The sequence below is a fragment of the Fulvimonas yonginensis genome, assembly GCF_037137055.1.
Classification (GTDB): domain Bacteria; phylum Pseudomonadota; class Gammaproteobacteria; order Xanthomonadales; family Rhodanobacteraceae; genus Frateuria_A; species Frateuria_A yonginensis.
In genome coordinates, this window is record NZ_JBBBNY010000012.1 from 17,239 (window position 1) to 34,713 (window position 17,475).

Here is a 17,475-nt window from a genome sequence, read left to right on the forward strand (position 1 = left end):
GGCCCATGATCCTCGGACGCTTCCTGCGCCAGCACTACCGGACACTTGCCGGCGCGGCGCTGCTGTCCTGCGCCAGCGCCGCCTCCACGGTGGCGCTGTTGTCGCACATCAACCGGCTGGCCTCGGCGGGCATGCATGGCCCGGCGTCGCGCCCGCTGCTGCTGGGCATCCTGTGGCTGGCCTGCCTGCTCGCCACCAACGCCCTGTCCCAGTTGCTGCTGGCGCGGCTGGGCGGGAGCCTGGTAGCACAGCTGCGGACGGAGCTTTCGCGCCGCTTCGTCGCCATGGAGTACGAGAAGCTGGCCGACCGCAAGCACGCGGTGTTCGGCTCGCTCATCGAGGACGTCGCAGCCATCGCGCCGCTCGCGCTGGTGGCGCCCCTGCTTGCCTACAACCTGCTGCTCGCCGTGCTGTATGCAAGCTACCTCGCGACCGTGTCGATCGCGCTGCTCGGCACGCTGTTGCTGTTCCTGGGCACCAGCCTGGCAGCCTCGCTGGCGCTCGAGCGCGTCATGCGGGACAGACTCGATGAACTGCGCCAGGCCAACGAGAAGGTATTCGAGTACTTCCGGTTCATCGGCGAAGGCAAGAAGGAGATGAGCCTCAATGCCGCGCGCGCCAGGCAGTTCTCCGACGAGCTGATGCTCCCCGCCATCGGCCGCGCGCGTGGCCTCATGGTGCGGGCCCACGCGGGCCTGGGGCTCAACGAGGCCTGGTCGATGGCCGTCATGTACGGTTCGGTCTTCCTGATCGTCTATCTCGGATACGCCGCCTTCGCGATGAGGCAGGACACCATCGTCCGCTTCGTGATCGGTGCGGTATTCCTGGGCGGGCCGGTGAGCTTCATCGTGAGCGCGGGGCGGCAGGTGGCCGTCGGGGCGGCAAGCCTGCGGCACCTGGAGCGCGTCGGGCTGGATGCCGACGTCGATGCGGACGCCAACGTGCCCAGGGCGGCGCGGCGCCGGACGTTCGAGTCGTGGCGCACGATCAGGCTGCAGGGCGTCTGCTATAGCTACCCGGGCAGCGCCGCGGCGAAGCCCACGGTGGGCCCTGTCGATCTGGAGATCGCGCGCGGCGAGACGATCTTCATCGTGGGCGGCAACGGCAGCGGCAAGTCCACGCTGCTGCTCCTGCTGACCTCCCTGCTGAGGCCGCACGCCGGAACCATCTATCTCGACGACACGCCCATCGAGACGGACCTGCGCTCGTACCGGGAGCGGTTCACCGGGGTGTTCGGCGACTTCTTCCTGTTCCCCCACGTGCTGGACGCGGCGGGCAATCGCTTGTCCGACGAGCGGATCGAGCAACTGCTGCGCGTGCTCGACCTGGACGCCCAGGTGGAGGCGCACGAGGGCGAGCTGTCCCGGCTGGCGCTGTCCACCGGCCAGCGCAAGCGACTGGCCTTGCTCCAGTGCTACGCCGAGGACCGCGACATCTTCTTCTTCGACGAGTGGGCCGCCGACCAGGACGTGCACTTTCGCGACCACTTCTACCGCACCCTGCTGCCCGCGCTGAAGGCCGGCGGCAAGACCGTCGTGGCGATCAGCCACGACGATCGCTACTTCCACATGGCGGACCGGGTGATCGCCCTCGATGCGGGGAGGGTGGTGCGCGCTCCCTCGCGCGACGCGGTCGCCGCGCTCAGCTCTTGAGCTTGTAGCCGGTGCGGAAGATCCAGCCGACCGACGCCAGACAGGCGACCAGGAAGCCCGTGATCGCCGCCAGGCTGGTGCCGACGGCGACGTCGGCCAGGTCGTAGAAGCTCCAGCGGAAGCCGCTGACCAGGTAGACCACCGGATTGAGCAGGGTCACCTTCTGCCAGAACGGCGGCAGCATGTGGATGGAGTAGAAGCTGCCGCCCAGGAATGTGAGCGGGGTGATCACCAGCAGCGGGATCACCTGCAGCTTCTCGAAGTTGTCCGCCCAGATCCCGATGATGAAGCCGAACAGGCTGAAGGTGATCGAGGTCAGCAGCAGGAACGCGACCATCAGCAGCGGATGGGCGATCTGGTAATCGACGAACAGGCGCGCCGTGGCCAGGATGATCACGCCGACGATCACCGACTTGGTCGCGGCCGCCCCGACGTAGCCGGCGACGATCTCCACGAACGACACCGGCGCGGAGTGGATCTCGTAGATGGTGCCGGTGAACTTGGGAAAGTAGATGCCGAACGAGGCGTTGGACACGCTCTGCATCAGCAGCGAGAGCATGATCAGCCCCGGGATGATGAAGGCGCCGTAGCTCACGCCCTCGACCGAGGTGATGCGCGAGCCGATGGCCGAGCCGAATACCACGAAGTACAGCGAGGTCGAGAGCACCGGCGAGGCGATCGACTGCATCAGCGTGCGCCGCGTGCGGGCCATCTCGAACTTGTAGATGGCGGCGATGGCATACCAGTTCATCAGCGGCTCCTCACCAGGTCGACGAAGATTTCTTCCAGCGAGTTCTGGCGCGTGCTGAGGTCGCGGAAGCGGATGCCCGCGGCGGCGAGGTCGCCGAGCAAGGCGGTGATGCCGGTGTGTTCGGCCTGGGTGTCGTAGGTGTAGGTGAGCTCGGCACCGTCGGCGGATAGCGCCAGCGGGTAGCGGGAGAGCGAGGGCGGGATCGCCGCCAGCGGGTCGTGCAACTGCAGGGTGAGCTCCTTCTTGCCGAGCTTGTGCATGAGCGTGGCGGTCTCCTCCACCAGGATCAGCTCGCCCTTGCTGATCACGCCCACGCGGTCGGCCATCTCCTCGGCCTCCTCGATGTAGTGGGTGGTGAGGATGATGGTGACGCCCTCGTCGCGCAGGCGCCGCACCAGGTTCCACATGTCGCGCCGCAGTTCGACGTCGACGCCGGCGGTGGGCTCGTCGAGGAACAGCACCTTCGGCTCGTGCGCGAGCGCCTTGGCGATCATCACGCGCCGCTTCATGCCTCCGGAAAGGGTCAGGATCTTGTTGTGGCGCTTGTCCCACAGCGACAGGTCGCGCAGCACCTGCTCCACGTGCGCGGGCTTGGGCGGCAGCCCGAACAGGCCGCGGCTGAAGCTGACCGTGTTCCACACCGTCTCGAAGGCGTCGGTGGTCAGTTCCTGCGGCACCAGGCCGATGCGCGAGCGCGTGGCGCGGAACTCGCGCACCACGTCGTGGCCGTCCACGGTGATCGTGCCGTGGCCGGGATTGACGATACCGCAGATGATGCTGATCAGCGTGGTCTTGCCGGCACCGTTGGGGCCGAGCAGGGCGAAGATCTCGCCGCGGCGGATGGTCAGGTCGATCGGCTTGAGCGCCTGGAAGCCGGAGCCGTAGGTCTTGTCCAGGCCCTTGACCACGATGACCGGGTCGGCCACCCGCGTCGCGGGCGCTTCGTTCTGCAGGAGGGTCATCGGCAGGCACCCCGCCGAGTTGCGCAATGCAGGCTCATGGCGTTCCTTGTGGGTGAAGGAGGCGGCCGCATGCGGGCCGCACTGCCGGCGCATGCTAGCGCGGACCGCCCGTCCGTGCAGCGTACGGACGACGGCGCCCAGGATGCGACCCGTGCAGGCGGGCCTGACGTCCGTACGCTGCGCTGCCGAAGGTCGCGCCCACGTGGCCGTGCCGGCATTGCCCTTGAACCGGTCCGGGTCGGCCCGCACCTCGCCCGGATCATGGCCGGGCCTTTTGGCACCGTCTGCTTGCGGGTGCATGTCCGCAGCATTGCCGTGAGGGTGCTGCCGCGCGTGGTGGTCGATGCCGCGCGGGCCTGGAGGTCGCGAGGATCCGCTTCATGAAAATTCCACGGCAGGCGATCGGTGCGGACGGACCGCATGGCCGCAGGGTGTCGGACGGGGGCGCCCGCCGGCGATACGGCGATCGGCCGCAAGGCATCCTTCGATGCCCATCGAAGCGTTCACCTGCCGCCGCGGCTGACCTGGGTCCTCCCCTCGACCGCCGCCGATGAACTCCCCGCACGGCATCGCAAGAGTCACCACCGCCACCAGCTTCGGTTTCGCGCTGGTGCAGCTGGACGTGACCATCGTGAACGTGGCGCTGCCACGGATCGCCGCGCAGCTGCAGGCGGGCGTCGATCGCCTGCAGTGGGTGGTGGACGGCTATGCGCTGGTGTTCGCCGCGCTGCTGCTCAGCATGGGTTACCTGGGCGACCGGATCGGCGCGCGCAAGGTGTTTCTCGCCGGCATGGCGCTGTTCGCACTGGCTTCGCTGGCCTGCGGCCTGGCGCCGGGCATCGGCTGGTTGGTTGCCGGGCGCGCGTTGCAGGGCCTGGGCGCGGCGACGATGCTGCCCAGTTCGCTGGCGCTGCTCAACCATGCCACCGCGCATGCGCCCGCGGTCCGCGCGCGTGCCATCGGCTGGTGGACGGCGGCGGGCGCCATCGCCATCGCCGCGGGGCCGATCCTGGGCGGGCTGCTGCTCGGCCTCGGCGGCTGGCGCAGCATCTTCCTGGTCAACCTGCCGGTGTGTGCGGTCGGCGTCGCGCTGGCCTGGGCGTTGCCGGAAACCATCCGCAAGCCGGCGCCGGACGGCTTCGACCTGGCCGGGCAGGTGCTCGCGGTGGCCATGCTGGGGGCGCTGATCGGCGCCGTGATCGAGGCGCGTCCGCTCGGCCTGTCCAGTCCCTGGGTGATCGGCGGCTTCGCCCTGGCGCTGGCGGCCGGTGGCGGCTTCCTGCACGTCGAGCGGCGCAGCCCGCACCCGATGCTGCCGCTGCACTTCTTCCGCCTGCCGGGGTTCAGCAGCGCGGTGGGCTACGGCATCGCGGTCAACCTGGCCTACTACGGGCTGGTGTTCCTGCTGAGCCTGTACCTGCAGACCGTGCTGCACTACAGCCCGGTGCGGACCGGCCTGGCCTACCTGCCGCTGACCGCGACCTTCTTCCTCATCAACATCGTCAGTGGCTGGTGGGTCGGCCGCGCCGGGGCGCGGCAGCCGATGACCGTGGGCGCGCTGGTCGCCGCGGCGGCGTTCATCCCGCTGCTGTGGGTCGACGCCGGCAGTTCGTACTGGCGGATGCTGCCTGCGTTCGCGCTGCTGCCGCTGGGCATGGGCCTGGGCGTGCCGGCGATGACGCACACGGTGCTGTCCGCGGTGGACAAGGCGTGGTCCGGGGTGGCCTCGGCGGTGCTCAATGCCGCGCGCCAGGCGGCCGGTGCCATGGGCGTGGCGCTGTTCGGTGCCCTGGCGGGCAACCGTGCGCAGGGCATCGTGGGCGGGCTGCACGCATCGACCGGCATCTCGATGGTGCTGCTGCTGGCGGCGGCCGCGCTCGGCCATTGGGGCGTCGGGCGCTCGGCCGGGCGTTCGGGCTGAGCACGGCGTCGAAAGGCCGTCCGCGATCCGACGCGGCGCACCGCCGCATCGCGTGGCCCGCACGGATCGGCGCTACCATCGCCGCCGGAACGGACCTGCGCCAGCAGAGGTGAGGGTGATGAACGACGAAATGAAGCGTTGCCCGGCCTGCGCCGAACTGATCCAGGCCGCGGCACGCAAATGCCGCTACTGCGGCACCGACATCGACGCCTACGTGGCGACCCACGAGGCGAGTGTCGAGAAGACCCTGTTCGCGGGCCACCCCCGCGCGCTCTACACCTTCGGCCAGTACGTGATCGTCGTCTGCACGCTGGGCCTCGCCCTGCTGGTCTACTGGCTGCGCAGCCTGAGCCTCACCTTCACCATCACCACCCAGCGCGTGCGCGTCGAGCGCGGCCTGCTGTCCAAGTCGCAGGACAACCTCGAGCTGTTCCGCGTGGACCACTTCGACGTGCTCAAGCCGCTGGGCATGCGCCTGGTCGGCCTGTGCCGCGTGCAGCTGCACTCCTCCGACCCGGAGATGCCGATGGTCGACCTGTTCGGCATTCCCGGGCTGGAAGGGCTGGCCGACACCCTGCGCGAGTGCTCGCTGCAGGAGCGTGCCCGCCGGCGGGTACTGCCGATGGAGCAGATGTAGCGGCGTGCGGCTGTCCGCGGACTTGCCAAGGCTCGCGCCGGATCCGGTCATCGGCACGCTCGACGCGCCCGGCGCCTGGCGGGCGCGCGCCGAGCTGCGCGCGGGCATCGAGGCGCGCTGGCCGGAGGTGGCCGATGGCGAGGCGATCGCCGGTCTTCCCGCCGACGTGCAGGCGCTGTGGCGACGGCTGGACCGCGCGGACGCGGCGCTGCACCGGCGCCTGCGCGCCGCCGTGCGCGCCGGTGCCGGGCCCCGCCTGCTCGAGCACTGGCGGGCGGAGACCGAGGCGCCGCCCGGGGGCGAGGGCTACGACGCGCTGGACGAACTGGTCGCCGGCGTCCTGCGGTCGCCCGACCCGGGCGAGGTGCCCGCCCTGCCGCCGGAGATGGTCTTCTACCAGCCGACGCCGGCGCGCCACGTGCTGGACATGCTCCTGCGCCTGAACCTCCACGCGGGCGACGTGCTGGTCGACCTCGGCGCCGGGCTGGGCCACGTTCCCCTGCTGGCTGCGGCCTGCACCGCGGCGCGCGCGGTCGGCATCGAGATCGCGCCCGCCTACGTCGCCAGCGCGCGGAGCGCGGCACGCGCGCTGGGACTGGATCGGGCGCACTTCCTCGCGCAGGACGCACGCGCGGCCGACCTGTCGACGGGCACCGTGTTCTTCCTCTACACGCCGTTCCGCGGCACGGTGCTGCGCGCGATGCTCGACGCGCTGCGCGCCGAGGCTGCCCACCGCAACCTGCGGCTGTGCAGCTTCGGCCCATGCACCCTGGCGCTGGCCGACGAGCCGTGGCTGCGCACCGACGCGCCGCCCGTGGCGGACCGGGTGGCGCTGTTCCACGCCGGGCCCGCTGCGTGAGACCGGGGCATGCCTTCACGGGCGAGGGCGGGGTCGCCTCGTACGCTGACTGCCCACGTACGCGGGGATGCGCCATGTTCGCCCGCCTGCTCCTGCTCGCCCTGCTGGTCGCACCCGCAGCCCTTGCCCAGGCGCCGCCCAGCGTGCCCGGCCGATACCGGCTGCGGATCTGCGAGGGCTCCTGCAACGCGGGGGTGCCGTGGGCGGAGGGCACGCTGGTGCTGCTCGCCATGCCGATGCGCGACGCAGCCGGGGCGGTACGGACCACCCCGGGTGGCGAGCCGGTGAACGGGTGCTTCCTGTTCACCACGCTTCGCCGGCACGGCCTGCTCGGCGGGCCTCGGGCGGGTCCCGCCCTGTGGCGGGGCGAGCGCCTCGGCGGGGTATGGGTGGACCTCGACCCGGAGGGCGTCGATGCCTCTTACGTACTGGTTCTTCGCGTGGCCCCCGGCGGCCTGGCGGGCAAGGGGCTTTCCTCGTACGCCAGTGCTCCGCGCCCGCCGCCCCTGCCGCCGGACCCGGTGGTCGCCGAGCGCCAGGGCGATGCCGATGCACGGATGTGCGATGCGTGGGCCCTGGAAAGCGCGCACGGCCCGGCCTGCACGCGCCTGTCCGCGTGCCGGTGAACGATCCGTGCGGCCCGGCGCGCGCGCCGCTGCCGGGCGTGACCAATGGCAGGTCACGCGTGGCGGACGCAACGGAATACTGGCGCGTCCCAGTGGGGAGGGCGCCCGTGTTCGACTCCAGGAAGCACCGTATCGCCGCGGCGGCCGTCGCGCTGGCCTACGTCGCCATCCAGACCTTCCAGTGGTACGCCTTCGCGCAGCTGCCACCGGCGTCCGCGCCCGAGGCACAACTGCTGCAAGGGCCGCTGCCGATCAACCTGACGCGGGCCGTGGCCATGCTGCTGGCCTTTCCCGCGCTGATCTACCTGTTCCTGGTCACTTGCGGCCTGGTCGCGCGTCGGGCGCCCGCGTGCGGGGTGGCCGCGCTTCTCGGCTTCCTCGTGTTCTGCGTGCTCGAAATCCAGCTGCGCTCGGTCGAGCTGTTCTACGTGTTCCTGCACCTGCCGGCGCAGTACGAAGCGGCGACATCGGCGCTGGAGCGCTCGGGCGTGCTGGCGGCGAAGGCCGCCTTCGAAGCCGTGCAGCACGCGCTGTATTTCCCGCTCGGCCTGGGCTGGACGATCGCGAGCGTGCTGGTCTGCCTCGGCCTGGGCGAGCGGCGCATCGACTGGCTGGCGCGCGCGGCCTTCGGCCTCAACGCCCTGCGCCTGCTGCTGCGCATGGGCGACACCTACCTGCTGGGCACCCGCTTCGATGATGCGTACACCGCCGCCTACCTGCCGCTGGTGTTCCTGACCTTCGTTCCCGTGGCGGCCTGGTTGCTGCTGCGTGGCGAGGGCATGCGGCCGGAGCGGCGGCCGGTGTCCTGAGATGCGCACCGCTGCCGTGCGCGGGTGCGTCTTCTACCGTGTTCATGCATGTCCGACGGCAAGGAGGTTTCCATGGGTCCCTACCTGATGCTTGCCGCGACGGCGGCCGCAGGCACGACGCCGGTGGCGGCGCCGCCCGATGTCGCCGCCCCCTACCGCGAGGCGGACTGGCGGGGTGCCCGCCGCGTGGCGCTGGCCGGTGGCGGGGAGTTGCGCCTGCTGCGTTCCGGCAAGGACGTGTATGTGGCCGTGCACGGACCGGCACGGGGCTATCCGAGCCTCTGCGTGGGTGGCCCGGGGCGCGTGGACATCCTGCATGCGTCGGCGGCGCTGGGCACGGTCTCCTACCTGCATGCCGGCGGTGCGTGGCGCCTGCAGCAGCCGTTCGCCTGGCAGCTGCGGGACCAGGGCGGAGCGCAGGAGGCGCCGGCGGGCGTACTGGCCGCCCGGCGGGCGGCGTTCTTCCGGCAGCATGGGTGGCTTTCGACGGCGAGCGTCGCGGGGGCGCCGGTGCGCATGTTCCGCATCCGGCTCGACGCGACGCGGCAGTGGCTGGGCGTGGTGTTCCTCGACACGGCGACCATGCACACGTCGTACTGGCCCGCGTCGATGGGACCGGCGTGCCGTAACCTGCCGCTGGTGAAAGGCGACGCACCCGCCGCGCTCGATTTCGATCCGGCGAGCTGGAGTTCGCTGGAGGATGCGGTACGGTAGCGGTCCGCGCGCCGACGACGGGGAACCCCCGCGCCGTTGCGCGGTCCACGCACCATGTTTCTCCACAACGGACGCTGCCCGACATGACTTTGCACCGCTCGCTGCTTGCCGCCTCCCTGATCGCCACCGCCGCCGTGGTTTCCGTGCCGTCCGCGCACGCGGCCGATACCCTGGGCGGCAATCCCGTGCCGGGGGTGTGCATGCTCTCGCGCGAGGCGGTCTTCGCGCAGGCCAAGGTCGGCCAGGCCGCCAGCGAGCGCCTGGGCCAGCTCGCGCAGCAGGCACGTACGCAGCTGGACGACCAGCGCAAGCCGCTGGATACGGATCTGCAGAACTTCCAGCAGAAGGCGCCCTCGCTGAGCGAGGCGCAGCGCAAGCAGCAGGGTGAGGCCCTGCAGCAGCGCATGCAGGCGTACCAGACCCAGGCCGGCGAACTGAACCAGCGGATCCAGCTGACCCGCGCCAAGGCCATGCAGCGCATCGGCCAGGAAGCCGAGCCGATCGTCGCCAGCGTCTACAAGAGCCACCAGTGCGGGCTGTTGCTGGACCGTGATTCGGTACTTGGCGGCAACATGGCCAACGACCTGACCGGCGAAGTGGTGCAGGGCCTGGACCGCAAGATCACCACGCTGAGCTTCAACCTGGAACCGCTGCCCGCCGCGCAGGGCAAGTAAGCCACGCACGCCCGCCGGCCTGCGGCGCTGCCCAGGCCGGCGCCGGCGGCCCCGGTGCTAGAGTGAAGGACCCTGGACGACCCTCGAGCACCGATGACGAAACGCGCCTCCTACCCGATCGGCCGCCCTGGCATGCCGTGGGGCCCCGCGGAAGTGTCCACCTGGCTGGCCCGGCAGACGCGCAAGCGCAGCTACGAGGCGGACGTCGCGAGCCGCGTGGAAGCCCTGCGCCCGCGGTTCGACGTGCTGCAGTACGGCCGGCTCGACTACCGCCCGGACAGCTACCCGCTGCTGGCGATCCGCAGCCGCGAGTGGCGCGACGACCTGCCTTGCGTGCTGGTGACCGGCGGCGTGCACGGCTACGAGACCAGCGGCGTGCACGGGGCGTTGCAGTTCCTCGAGCGGCATGCGCAGGACTATGCCGGGCGGGCCAACCTGCTGGTCGCGCCCTGCATCAGCCCGTGGGCGTACGAGCGCATCCACCGCTGGAACATGCACGCGGTCGACCCGAACCGCTCCTTCCGCGAGAACAGCCCGGCCGAGGAATCGGCGGCGCTCATGCGCCTGGTGGCGCCCCTGCGCGAGCGCGTGCGGGTGCACATCGACCTGCACGAGACCACCGACTCCGACGAGTCGGAGTTCCGCCCGGCGCTCGCGGCGCGCGACGGCGTGCCGTTCGAACCCGGCGAGATCCCCGACGGCTTCTACCTGGTCGACGACAGCGAGAACGCGCAGCCGGCGTTCCAGCAGGCGATCATCGCGGCGGTGTCCAAGGTCACGCACATCGCGCCGGCCGACGCCAACGGCCAGATCATCGGCTCGCCCGTGGTCGCGCCCGGGGTGATCCACTACCCGCTGCGGAAGCTGGGGCTGTGCGCAGGCATCACCGCCGCGCCGTACAGGACCACCACCGAGGTCTATCCGGACAGCCCGCGGGCCACGCCCGAGCAGTGCAACGCCGCGCAGGTCGCGGCCGTGTGCGCGGCAATCGACTACGCGCTCGCGCACGAGCCCGTGCCGGCCTGATTCAGTACGGCGGCGGTGTGCGCTGCCGCTGCGCGCGCGCGGCCTCCGTCCACCAGGCCAGGTCGTCGGCGAAGCGGGCAAAGGCACGCTCCAGCGCCTTGCCCGCCTCGCCCAGCGGTTCCGCGTCCGCATCCAGCGTCTGCGCGATCGGGCCGACCGTGACCGTGCTGGAAACCACCACCATGCCCATCTCCGACAGCGTGCCGTGCCAGAGCAGGTTGGAACGTGCACCGCCCAGGCGTCCGCCCGAATAGCTGACGATGCCGGCGGGACGCCAGAACCACTCCTCCAGGAAATGATCGGTGAGGTTCTTCAGGCCCGGCTGCATACCCCAGTTGTACTCGCCGGCCACGAACACGAAGCCGTCGGCCGCGCGGATCCGCCCGGCCAGCGTGGCCATGGCCTCGGGCGCTTCGCCCGGCGGGTATTCCTTGTACATGCGGTCCAGCATCGGCAGGCCGACCTCCCTGGCATCGACCAGTTGCGCATCGGCTCCCCTGGCCTGCAAGCGCTGCGTGACATAGCGCGCCAGGCGGATGCCCGCCCGGTCGGACCGGTAGGAACCGTAGAAGACGAGGAGGCGATGAGGCATCGGCTGAGGGCGGTGGCCGCAGGGAGGGCGAGCGTGGCACGGCGGCCGGCTGTCGCGGGTGAAGCCCTCTCAGGTAGGCGGAGACGCACCATGGAACGGGTTGTCGCACAGGCGCGACATCGCCGTGCGTGTGCGTGGCCTGCGGCGGGCGGCTGGGGGCGCTGCGGCGGTGGGTTTACGCGAACGCGCGGGTATAGGATAGACGGCGGGGGTGAGATGGACGTCCACGCGGCTGGCTGGCCAGACGCTCTATCAGGAGGGTACGGGGATGAACAGGTCTTCGCTATGGGTGATGGCACTGGTCTCGGTCGTGCCGGTTGCGCTCGCCCAGCAGCAACCGCAACGGGACACGACGCAGCAGTCCATGCGCAACATCCAGGAGCTGCACCAGCGCGAGGCGCGCAACATGCAGAGCGACCTCGAGCGCGGCGACCACCAGGCGTGGCTGAACTCGATGAAGAACCTGACCAGGCTCCGCGCCAGGCTTGCCGAAGCCTGGCAGAGCATGGGCATGTCGCCGCAGGGAGCGCAGGTGGTTGCCAACGCCTACGATCCCGACCGCTCCAATGGCTACCGTCAGCCGCTGCACGGCAAGAGCGACCAGGAGGTGGCCGACATGATGCGGGCGGCCCTGGCGGCCAAGGATTACCAGAAGGCGGACCAGCTGCTGATCGATTACCAGCGGGAGAAGCTGCGGCTCAGTGAGTCGGCCCCGCAAGGCGACCGTCCATGAGCCTACCGGTGCGGGAGCCCCGATGACCTCGATCCGGACCGGACGGCTGGTGATCCGGCCGTTCACCCTCGACGACGCGGCGTTCATCCTGCGCCAGCTCAACGAGCCCAGCTTCGTACGGCACATCGCCGACAAGGGCGTGCGCGACCTGGACGGCGCGCGCGGCTACCTGCGCGACGGCCCGATGGCCAGCTACGCGCGCCACGGCTTCGGCCTGTGGTGCGTCGAACTGGGCGGTGCCGGCACGCCCATCGGCATGTGCGGCCTGATCCGGCGCGATTACCTGCCGGACATCGACATCGGCTATGCCTTCCTGCCCGAATACGGCGGTTCGGGCTACGCCTACGAGGCGGCCGCGGCGGTGCTCGGGCATGCGCGGCACGTCCTCGGCGTCCGGCGGGTGCTGGCCATCGTCAACGAAGACAACGCGCCGTCGATCCGGCTGCTCGGCAAGCTCGGCTTCGAAGCGAATGGCACGGTAGCGGTCCCCGGTACGGAGCGCGAGGTTCGCCTGTTCGCCGTGCACCTGGGCGAGGCCGCGCAGGCGCAACTTGCGCCGACCGGTGCCGCCGGCGCCTGAGCGATTGCTCGCTAGGACTTCTTCTTGCCGCCGCCGTCCTGCTTGTTCACCGTCGCCCAGGCGATGCGTTCGGCCGCCTCCTGCGACTTGCCTTCCTTCTTCTCGCTCTGTTCGATGTGGTGCGCCTGGCGCTTCTGCTTGTCGGTGTACGACGACTTGTCGCCCTTGGACATGGCATGGCTCCCGAGGGGCTTGGGATGGGAACACGCTAGCGGTTGCCCGGTTAACGCGAGGTCGCCGGCCGCCCAAGGTCGCGTAAAGCGACGGGGTGCCTGTCCCGGCGTTCATTCCGGGAAACGCACCACCGCATTTTCCGCCGGCCACTCGCCGGCACGGCGCGTCGCCTCGCCAGCGGGCCACTTGCCTTTGCCGAGCGCGGCCGGATCGGCGCAGCGACCGAGCAGCTCGAACGCGTCCAGCACGAACGGACGCCCTTCCGCACCGATCGGGGAGGGGCCGTCGGCCACGTGGAAATGCAGGTGTGGCCCGGTCGAGGCGCCGCTGAAGCCGAGCGCGCCGAGCACCGCGCCGCGGCGCACGCGCTGGCCGGGCCGCACCGTCACGCTGCCCGGCCGCAGGTGTTCGTAGAACGCATAGCGACCGTCGGCCAGGCGCAGGGCCACGTAGTTGCCGGCCTCGTCCTGCAGCGCGTGAGGGGGGTTGGCGGAAACGCGCGCGGCCTCGGGCATGCCGTCGCGTACCGCGGCTACCGTCGCGTCGGCCACGGCCAGCATCGGTGCGCCGTAGCCCAGCGCGTGCGACGGCACGTCGGGGTCGCCGTGCGCGAGGCGGCCGGCGTCATCGGCGCGCACCCAGTCGATCGCGAAGCGCCCGGGGATGCGCGCCCTGCCTTCGACCGTGTCGAACACCCGCCGGTGTCCCTTGGGCCAGTCGGCATGGTGGATCGCGATCCACGGGCCGCCCCGCAGTGGCGGGCCCAGCGGTGCGCCGGCGGCGTACGACACCACGGTACGGCCACCTTGGATGCGCGCCATCGCATCCCGCGGCGTGGCGTAGGCGAGCAGGTGGACGAGTGCACGCGGTCGGCGTCCGTGCGCCATTCACTCGAGGTAGATCACGCTCTTCCGCGTCGGCCCCTGTGTTCCCTGCGCGCCATCGGTCGCGGCGAAGCGGCGCGCCAGTGCCTCGCCGGCGAACGAGGCCAGCACGCGCCCGTCGCTGTCGTCGACCACGTCCAGTCGCTGCAGACGCAGGGTCGTGCCGCTGCGATCGGTCAGGTGCAGCTCGTAGATGAAGCGGATGCCGCTGTCCGTCCGCACGGCGTGCGGGACGTCGTGGAGCGCCAGTTCGACCGTCGGCCGCGACGCGGCGGGGTCGGCCTGCAGGCGCGGACCGGGCGCGAGCAGGATCAGCAGGCCGAGCACGGCCAGGGGCAAACGCATCCGTCGTCTCCGGTTCGTCGATCGGCACCCTAGCCGAGCGCACGGCGGGCAGCCAGCATGCGGGGGCGAAAGGCGCGTGCGACGGGGCGAGCGGCGCTCGGGCTGCCGCACCCCCGTTGACCGGCGACAAATACCTGACTAAGGTCAGCTAATGAAGACGAGCCAGATCAGCCAGGTCCGCGACTTCAATCGCGCGCTGACGCGCCGGATCGGCGTGTTGAGCGACGACTACCTCGGCCGTGGCCGTCCGCTGGGCGAGGCGCGGATCCTGTTCGAGATCGGCCCCGGCGGCGCCGACGTGCGCGACCTGCGCACCCGCCTAGGCCTCGACTCGGGCTACCTGAGCCGCATGCTGCGTTCGCTGGAGGCGCAAGGTTTGGTCGCGTCGCGGCGCGCCGACGGGGACGGCCGCGTGCGCCGGGCGGTGCTGACCCGCAAGGGGCGCCGCGAATGGGACACGCTCGACCGCCACTCGCGGGAGTTCGCCGCCTCGCTGCTGGCGCCGCTCGGCGCACCCCAACGCGAACGCCTGCTGGCCGCGATGGCGGAGGTGGAGCGGCTGATGCGCGCGGCCGCGGTGACGATCGTGCCGGCGGATCCGTGCGATGCGGACGCGCGCGCCTGCATGCGCGCCTATTTCGACGAGCTCGCGCAGCGCTTCGAGCAGGGCTTCGATCCGGGCCGGGCGCCGGAGCCCGAGGCTTACCTCCCGCCCGGCGGGCTGTTCCTCGTGGCCCGGCTGGACGGGCAGGCGATCGGTTGCGGCGCGCTGCGCAGCCACGGACGCGGTGTCGGCGAGATCAAGCACATGTGGGTGGCGCCCTCAGCGCGCGGGCTGGGTGTCGCCCAGCGCCTGCTCGAGGCACTGGAGGCGCATGCCGCTGCCACGGGGATCCGCACCCTGCGGCTGGATACCCACCGCGCGCTCGGCGAAGCCCGCGCGCTGTACCTGCGCAACGGCTACCGGGAGATCCCGCGCTACAACGACAACCCGTACGCCGATCACTGGTTCGAGAAGCGGATCGCGCGCGCGAAATGAAGGCAGGCCTGTCCCTGCCGGGTCTGCAGCCGCCCGTGCGGTATCGAGCTGAAGCGGCCTTCAGCTTGATGACCGCTCCATGGGTGAGCTTGCTTGCTCCGCCGCGGCAACGGTCCCACGATGCGCCTGTCCCTGCACCGCGTTGTATTCCCATGGTTTTGTCCCCTCTGGATCTGGCGAAGGACGCCCGGTCGCAGCACCCGCACGCGCCGGTCCCGTCGGTCGCCACCGACGAGCCGGCGGCTCCCGGCCCGCGCGGCCGCCGCCGCGTGCGCACCTGGCTGCGCAGGGCCGGCCTGGGCCTGGCGGGCCTGGTATCGGTGGGCCTGGCCGGGCTGACCGTGGGCAACGTGACGCCGGCCGGGCGGGGACTGACGCAGCCTCCCAGCCACGTGGCGCCGGTGGCCAGCGTGCAGTTCCGGCGCGAGGCCGAGGCGTTGCTGGGCAGTCCGGTGACGCAGGGCGACGCGGTGACCGACCTGCAGAACGGCGACGCGTACTTCCCGGCGATGCTGGCGGACATCCGCTCGGCGCAGCACAGCATCGAGCTGGAGAGCTACATCCTGCGTCCCGGACGCATCGCGCAGACCTTCGTGGCGGCGCTCTCCGAGCGCGCGCACGCCGGCGTGAAGGTGCGCGTGCTGGTCGACTACATGGGGGCGCGCGGCAACGTGGCCGATGCCGAGCGGCTGCGTGCCGCCGGCGTGGACTTCCACTTCTTCCGGCCGCCGACGCTGGCCAACCTGGACAGCCTCAACAAGCGCACGCACCGCAAGCTGATGGTGGTGGACGACCGCGTCGCCTACACCGGCGGCATGGGCATCGACGATGCCTGGCTGGGCAACGCCCGCACCGGTTCGCAGAAGCGCGACATGATGTTCCGCATCCGGGGTCCGGCGATGGCGCGCATGCGCGCGGTGTTCGAGGAGCACTGGCTCGCCGTCGGCGGTCAGCCGCTGCCACCGGTCGAACGCGCGGTGCCCGCCAGCGCACCGGGGGGCCTGCCGGTACAGGTGGTGGCCAGCGCCGACCGCGTGGGCGACTACAACTCGCAGCGCATGTTCCTGCTCGCCATCGCCGGGGCGCGGCGGTCGATCGACCTGGAGGCGTCCTATTTCGTGCCGGACGAGCCGGCCCGCCGCGCCCTGCTGGCGGCGCTCAGGCGCGGCGTGCAGGTGCGCATCCTCGTCGAAGGCGACCACGTGGACGGTCATGCGGTGGGCTACGCCTCGCGCACCTACTGGGGCGAGTTCATCGCCGCCGGGGCGAAGATCTACCGCTACGGTCCTTCGCTGTTCCACAGCAAGCTGATGGTGGTGGACGATTACCTCACCATCGCCGGTTCGGCCAACTTCGACTACCGCTCGTTCCACCTGAACGACGAGGCCAACATCCTCGTCTACGACGGCGGGTTCGCACGGCACATGACCGGGGTGTTCGACCGCGACCTGGCCGTGTCGGTCCCGGTGAGCCTGCAGCAGTTGCGTGCGCGGCCCTGGACGCAGCAGCTGACCGACCGCTTCTACGCGAGCTTCGCCTCGCAACTCTGAGCGAGCGGCTGCCTATTTCGCCGGCGTGTCCCACTCGAGGTCGGTGACCACCGGGAAGTGGTCGGAGGGATAGCGCCCGCCCTCGTGGGTGGTCACCGTCGCGTAGTCCAGCGGACGGAAACCGCGTACCAGGATCCAGTCGATGCGCCGGTCCGGCGTGCCGGTGAAATCGTGGAAGGTCGCTTCCGGCCCATCCGGATGCGCGACCGCCTGGCGGGCGTCGCGCAGTACGCCGCCGAGCAGGGCGTGCGCCTGGCTGGACGGTTCGGTGTTGAAGTCGCCGGTGAGCACCACCGGCGCGTGCGGCGGCAGCCCGGCCACGCGCGCGGCGATCTCCTGCGCGGCGCGGTTGCGCGCGTCGGTGTCCTGGTCGCGGTAGGGGAAATGGGTGTTGTAGTAGTAGAACGTGCGCCCGTTGCGCCGATCCTCGAAGCGCGCCCAGGTCACCATGCGCGGCAGCGGGTGGCCCCAGCTGATGCTGCCCGGCACGTCCGGCGTGTCCGACAGCCAGAAGTTGCCCGAGTCGAGCAGGCGCAGGCGGTCACGCCGGTAGAACACGCCCATGTGCTCGTCGCGGTCGCCGCCGTAGCGGCCCTCGCCGAACCAGGCGTAGTCCGGCAGCGTGCCGACGATGTAGTCGCCCTGCAGCTTGTACAGCTCCTGCGTGCCCAGCACGTCCGGATGCCGTTCGCGGACCGTGCGCACCAGCAGGTCGCGGCGCTGCTCCCAGCGGTTCGGGCCGTCGCTGGCCACCGGCAGGCGCACGTTGAAGCTCATCATGCGCAAGGTCTGCGCGGCCAGCGGGCCGGCCAGGCCGAGCATCGCGACGAGTGCGAGGGTGCGCAGGCGGATCCGGTGCATGGGCGTTCTCCCGAGTCGTTGGCACGGGAGAGCCTACAGGGCGAAGCGCGGGCATGCAGGCGGCCGGTCTCCTGCTGCGGACCGCA

General features: G+C 71.1%; 20 protein-coding genes. 13 read left to right on the forward strand and 7 right to left on the reverse strand.

Translation table 11 applies throughout. From position 1 onward, the window contains the following. Positions 1-5 precede the first annotated feature (5 nt). Positions 6-1,652 carry an ATP-binding cassette domain-containing protein gene (locus tag WAT24_RS13760; RefSeq protein WP_336808469.1) on the forward strand — a complete coding sequence of 549 codons (1,647 nt, stop codon included), beginning with the start codon at positions 6-8 and terminating at the stop codon, positions 1,650-1,652. On the opposite strand, the gene WAT24_RS13765 is transcribed toward WAT24_RS13760, so the two are convergent. Beyond that, positions 1,642-2,403 carry an ABC transporter permease gene (locus WAT24_RS13765; RefSeq protein ID WP_336808471.1) on the reverse strand — a complete coding sequence of 254 codons (762 nt, stop codon included), beginning with the start codon at positions 2,401-2,403 and terminating at the stop codon, positions 1,642-1,644. The genes WAT24_RS13760 and WAT24_RS13765 overlap by 11 nt on opposite strands. Further along, on the reverse strand, positions 2,403-3,365 hold the full coding sequence (locus WAT24_RS13770) for an ABC transporter ATP-binding protein (RefSeq protein WP_336808472.1): 963 nt from the start codon (positions 3,363-3,365) through the stop codon (positions 2,403-2,405). The genes WAT24_RS13765 and WAT24_RS13770 overlap by 1 nt, the downstream gene beginning before the upstream one ends. A 550-nt stretch (positions 3,366-3,915) precedes the next feature. Here WAT24_RS13770 and WAT24_RS13775 point away from each other — a divergent pair. The 8 genes from WAT24_RS13775 to WAT24_RS13810 all read left to right on the forward strand — a co-directional run bounded on the left by WAT24_RS13775 (position 3,916) and on the right by WAT24_RS13810 (position 10,631). Beyond that, positions 3,916-5,286 (forward strand): MFS transporter, encoded by a 1,371-nt coding sequence (locus tag WAT24_RS13775; RefSeq protein ID WP_336808473.1) that lies wholly within the window; start codon positions 3,916-3,918, stop codon positions 5,284-5,286. A 118-nt stretch (positions 5,287-5,404) separates the two neighbouring features. Further along, the gene (locus WAT24_RS13780; RefSeq protein ID WP_336808474.1) at positions 5,405-5,923 is read left to right on the forward strand and encodes a PH domain-containing protein; all 519 of its coding nucleotides are present in this window, start codon (positions 5,405-5,407) and stop codon (positions 5,921-5,923) included. A gap of 4 nt (positions 5,924-5,927) precedes the next feature. Next, complete coding sequence (locus tag WAT24_RS13785) at positions 5,928-6,782, forward strand: methyltransferase domain-containing protein (RefSeq protein WP_336808475.1); 855 nt, start codon at positions 5,928-5,930, stop codon at positions 6,780-6,782. A gap of 74 nt (positions 6,783-6,856) precedes the next feature. Next, the gene (locus WAT24_RS13790; protein ID WP_336808476.1) at positions 6,857-7,408 is read left to right on the forward strand and encodes a hypothetical protein; all 552 of its coding nucleotides are present in this window, start codon (positions 6,857-6,859) and stop codon (positions 7,406-7,408) included. Positions 7,409-7,515: 107 nt separating this feature from the next. Beyond that, a complete protein-coding gene (locus tag WAT24_RS13795) occupies positions 7,516-8,217 on the forward strand; it encodes a hypothetical protein (protein WP_336808477.1) in 702 nt (233 codons plus the stop codon). Positions 8,218-8,289: 72 nt separating this feature from the next. Next, complete coding sequence (locus WAT24_RS13800; RefSeq protein WP_336808478.1) at positions 8,290-8,931, forward strand: hypothetical protein; 642 nt, start codon at positions 8,290-8,292, stop codon at positions 8,929-8,931. Positions 8,932-9,014: 83 nt separating this feature from the next. Beyond that, on the forward strand, positions 9,015-9,605 hold the full coding sequence (locus WAT24_RS13805) for an OmpH/Skp family outer membrane protein (protein ID WP_336808479.1): 591 nt from the start codon (positions 9,015-9,017) through the stop codon (positions 9,603-9,605). A 93-nt stretch (positions 9,606-9,698) separates the two neighbouring features. Beyond that, positions 9,699-10,631, forward strand: coding sequence for a M14 family metallopeptidase (locus tag WAT24_RS13810; protein ID WP_336808480.1), 933 nt, complete (start codon positions 9,699-9,701; stop codon positions 10,629-10,631). Position 10,632: 1 nt separating this feature from the next. Here the strand turns inward: WAT24_RS13810 and WAT24_RS13815 are convergent, their stop codons facing one another. Beyond that, a complete protein-coding gene (locus WAT24_RS13815) occupies positions 10,633-11,223 on the reverse strand; it encodes an NADPH-dependent FMN reductase (RefSeq protein ID WP_336808481.1) in 591 nt (196 codons plus the stop codon). A gap of 268 nt (positions 11,224-11,491) precedes the next feature. On the opposite strand from WAT24_RS13815, the gene WAT24_RS13820 reads away from it, so the two are divergent. Next, entirely contained in the window at positions 11,492-11,956 is a 465-nt protein-coding gene (locus WAT24_RS13820) for a hypothetical protein (RefSeq protein ID WP_336808482.1), read from the forward strand. A 22-nt stretch (positions 11,957-11,978) separates the two neighbouring features. Continuing rightward, entirely contained in the window at positions 11,979-12,536 is a 558-nt protein-coding gene (locus tag WAT24_RS13825) for a GNAT family N-acetyltransferase (RefSeq protein ID WP_336808483.1), read from the forward strand. Between the two features lie 11 nt (positions 12,537-12,547). Here the strand turns inward: WAT24_RS13825 and WAT24_RS13830 are convergent, their stop codons facing one another. The 3 genes from WAT24_RS13830 to WAT24_RS13840 all read right to left on the reverse strand — a co-directional run bounded on the left by WAT24_RS13830 (position 12,548) and on the right by WAT24_RS13840 (position 13,939). Continuing rightward, on the reverse strand, positions 12,548-12,709 hold the full coding sequence (locus WAT24_RS13830) for a hypothetical protein (protein ID WP_336808484.1): 162 nt from the start codon (positions 12,707-12,709) through the stop codon (positions 12,548-12,550). Positions 12,710-12,820: 111 nt separating this feature from the next. Beyond that, positions 12,821-13,531, reverse strand: a complete 711-nt coding sequence (locus tag WAT24_RS13835) for a M23 family metallopeptidase (protein ID WP_336808485.1) — start codon at positions 13,529-13,531, stop codon at positions 12,821-12,823. 66 nt (positions 13,532-13,597) lie between these two features. Beyond that, a complete protein-coding gene (locus WAT24_RS13840) occupies positions 13,598-13,939 on the reverse strand; it encodes a hypothetical protein (protein ID WP_336808486.1) in 342 nt (113 codons plus the stop codon). 151 nt (positions 13,940-14,090) lie between these two features. Here WAT24_RS13840 and WAT24_RS13845 point away from each other — a divergent pair, with 151 nt between their 5' ends. Further along, the gene (locus WAT24_RS13845; RefSeq protein WP_336808487.1) at positions 14,091-14,978 is read left to right on the forward strand and encodes a bifunctional helix-turn-helix transcriptional regulator/GNAT family N-acetyltransferase; all 888 of its coding nucleotides are present in this window, start codon (positions 14,091-14,093) and stop codon (positions 14,976-14,978) included. A gap of 152 nt (positions 14,979-15,130) precedes the next feature. After that, the gene (locus WAT24_RS13850; protein ID WP_336808488.1) at positions 15,131-16,528 is read left to right on the forward strand and encodes a phospholipase D-like domain-containing protein; all 1,398 of its coding nucleotides are present in this window, start codon (positions 15,131-15,133) and stop codon (positions 16,526-16,528) included. A gap of 12 nt (positions 16,529-16,540) precedes the next feature. Here the strand turns inward: WAT24_RS13850 and WAT24_RS13855 are convergent, their stop codons facing one another. After that, complete coding sequence (locus WAT24_RS13855; protein ID WP_336808489.1) at positions 16,541-17,389, reverse strand: endonuclease/exonuclease/phosphatase family protein; 849 nt, start codon at positions 17,387-17,389, stop codon at positions 16,541-16,543. Positions 17,390-17,475 lie beyond the last annotated feature (86 nt).

What these genes read in the sequence shown, in the direction of transcription:
- WAT24_RS13760 (WP_336808469.1), top strand. Translation starts at nt 6, where the DNA reads ATGATCCTCGGACGCTTCCTGCGCCAGCACTACCGGACACTTGCCGGC.
- WAT24_RS13765 (WP_336808471.1), bottom strand. Translation starts at nt 2,403, where the DNA reads ATGAACTGGTATGCCATCGCCGCCATCTACAAGTTCGAGATGGCCCGC.
- WAT24_RS13770 (WP_336808472.1), bottom strand. Translation starts at nt 3,365, where the DNA reads ATGACCCTCCTGCAGAACGAAGCGCCCGCGACGCGGGTGGCCGACCCG.
- WAT24_RS13775 (WP_336808473.1), top strand. Translation starts at nt 3,916, where the DNA reads ATGAACTCCCCGCACGGCATCGCAAGAGTCACCACCGCCACCAGCTTC.
- WAT24_RS13780 (WP_336808474.1), top strand. Translation starts at nt 5,405, where the DNA reads ATGAACGACGAAATGAAGCGTTGCCCGGCCTGCGCCGAACTGATCCAG.
- WAT24_RS13790 (WP_336808476.1), top strand. Translation starts at nt 6,857, where the DNA reads ATGTTCGCCCGCCTGCTCCTGCTCGCCCTGCTGGTCGCACCCGCAGCC.
- WAT24_RS13800 (WP_336808478.1), top strand. Translation starts at nt 8,290, where the DNA reads ATGGGTCCCTACCTGATGCTTGCCGCGACGGCGGCCGCAGGCACGACG.
- WAT24_RS13805 (WP_336808479.1), top strand. Translation starts at nt 9,015, where the DNA reads ATGACTTTGCACCGCTCGCTGCTTGCCGCCTCCCTGATCGCCACCGCC.
- WAT24_RS13810 (WP_336808480.1), top strand. Translation starts at nt 9,699, where the DNA reads ATGACGAAACGCGCCTCCTACCCGATCGGCCGCCCTGGCATGCCGTGG.
- WAT24_RS13815 (WP_336808481.1), bottom strand. Translation starts at nt 11,223, where the DNA reads ATGCCTCATCGCCTCCTCGTCTTCTACGGTTCCTACCGGTCCGACCGG.
- WAT24_RS13820 (WP_336808482.1), top strand. Translation starts at nt 11,492, where the DNA reads ATGAACAGGTCTTCGCTATGGGTGATGGCACTGGTCTCGGTCGTGCCG.
- WAT24_RS13825 (WP_336808483.1), top strand. Translation starts at nt 11,979, where the DNA reads ATGACCTCGATCCGGACCGGACGGCTGGTGATCCGGCCGTTCACCCTC.
- WAT24_RS13830 (WP_336808484.1), bottom strand. Translation starts at nt 12,709, where the DNA reads ATGTCCAAGGGCGACAAGTCGTCGTACACCGACAAGCAGAAGCGCCAG.
- WAT24_RS13835 (WP_336808485.1), bottom strand. Translation starts at nt 13,531, where the DNA reads ATGGCGCGCATCCAAGGTGGCCGTACCGTGGTGTCGTACGCCGCCGGC.
- WAT24_RS13840 (WP_336808486.1), bottom strand. Translation starts at nt 13,939, where the DNA reads ATGCGTTTGCCCCTGGCCGTGCTCGGCCTGCTGATCCTGCTCGCGCCC.
- WAT24_RS13845 (WP_336808487.1), top strand. Translation starts at nt 14,091, where the DNA reads ATGAAGACGAGCCAGATCAGCCAGGTCCGCGACTTCAATCGCGCGCTG.
- WAT24_RS13850 (WP_336808488.1), top strand. Translation starts at nt 15,131, where the DNA reads ATGGTTTTGTCCCCTCTGGATCTGGCGAAGGACGCCCGGTCGCAGCAC.
- WAT24_RS13855 (WP_336808489.1), bottom strand. Translation starts at nt 17,389, where the DNA reads ATGCACCGGATCCGCCTGCGCACCCTCGCACTCGTCGCGATGCTCGGC.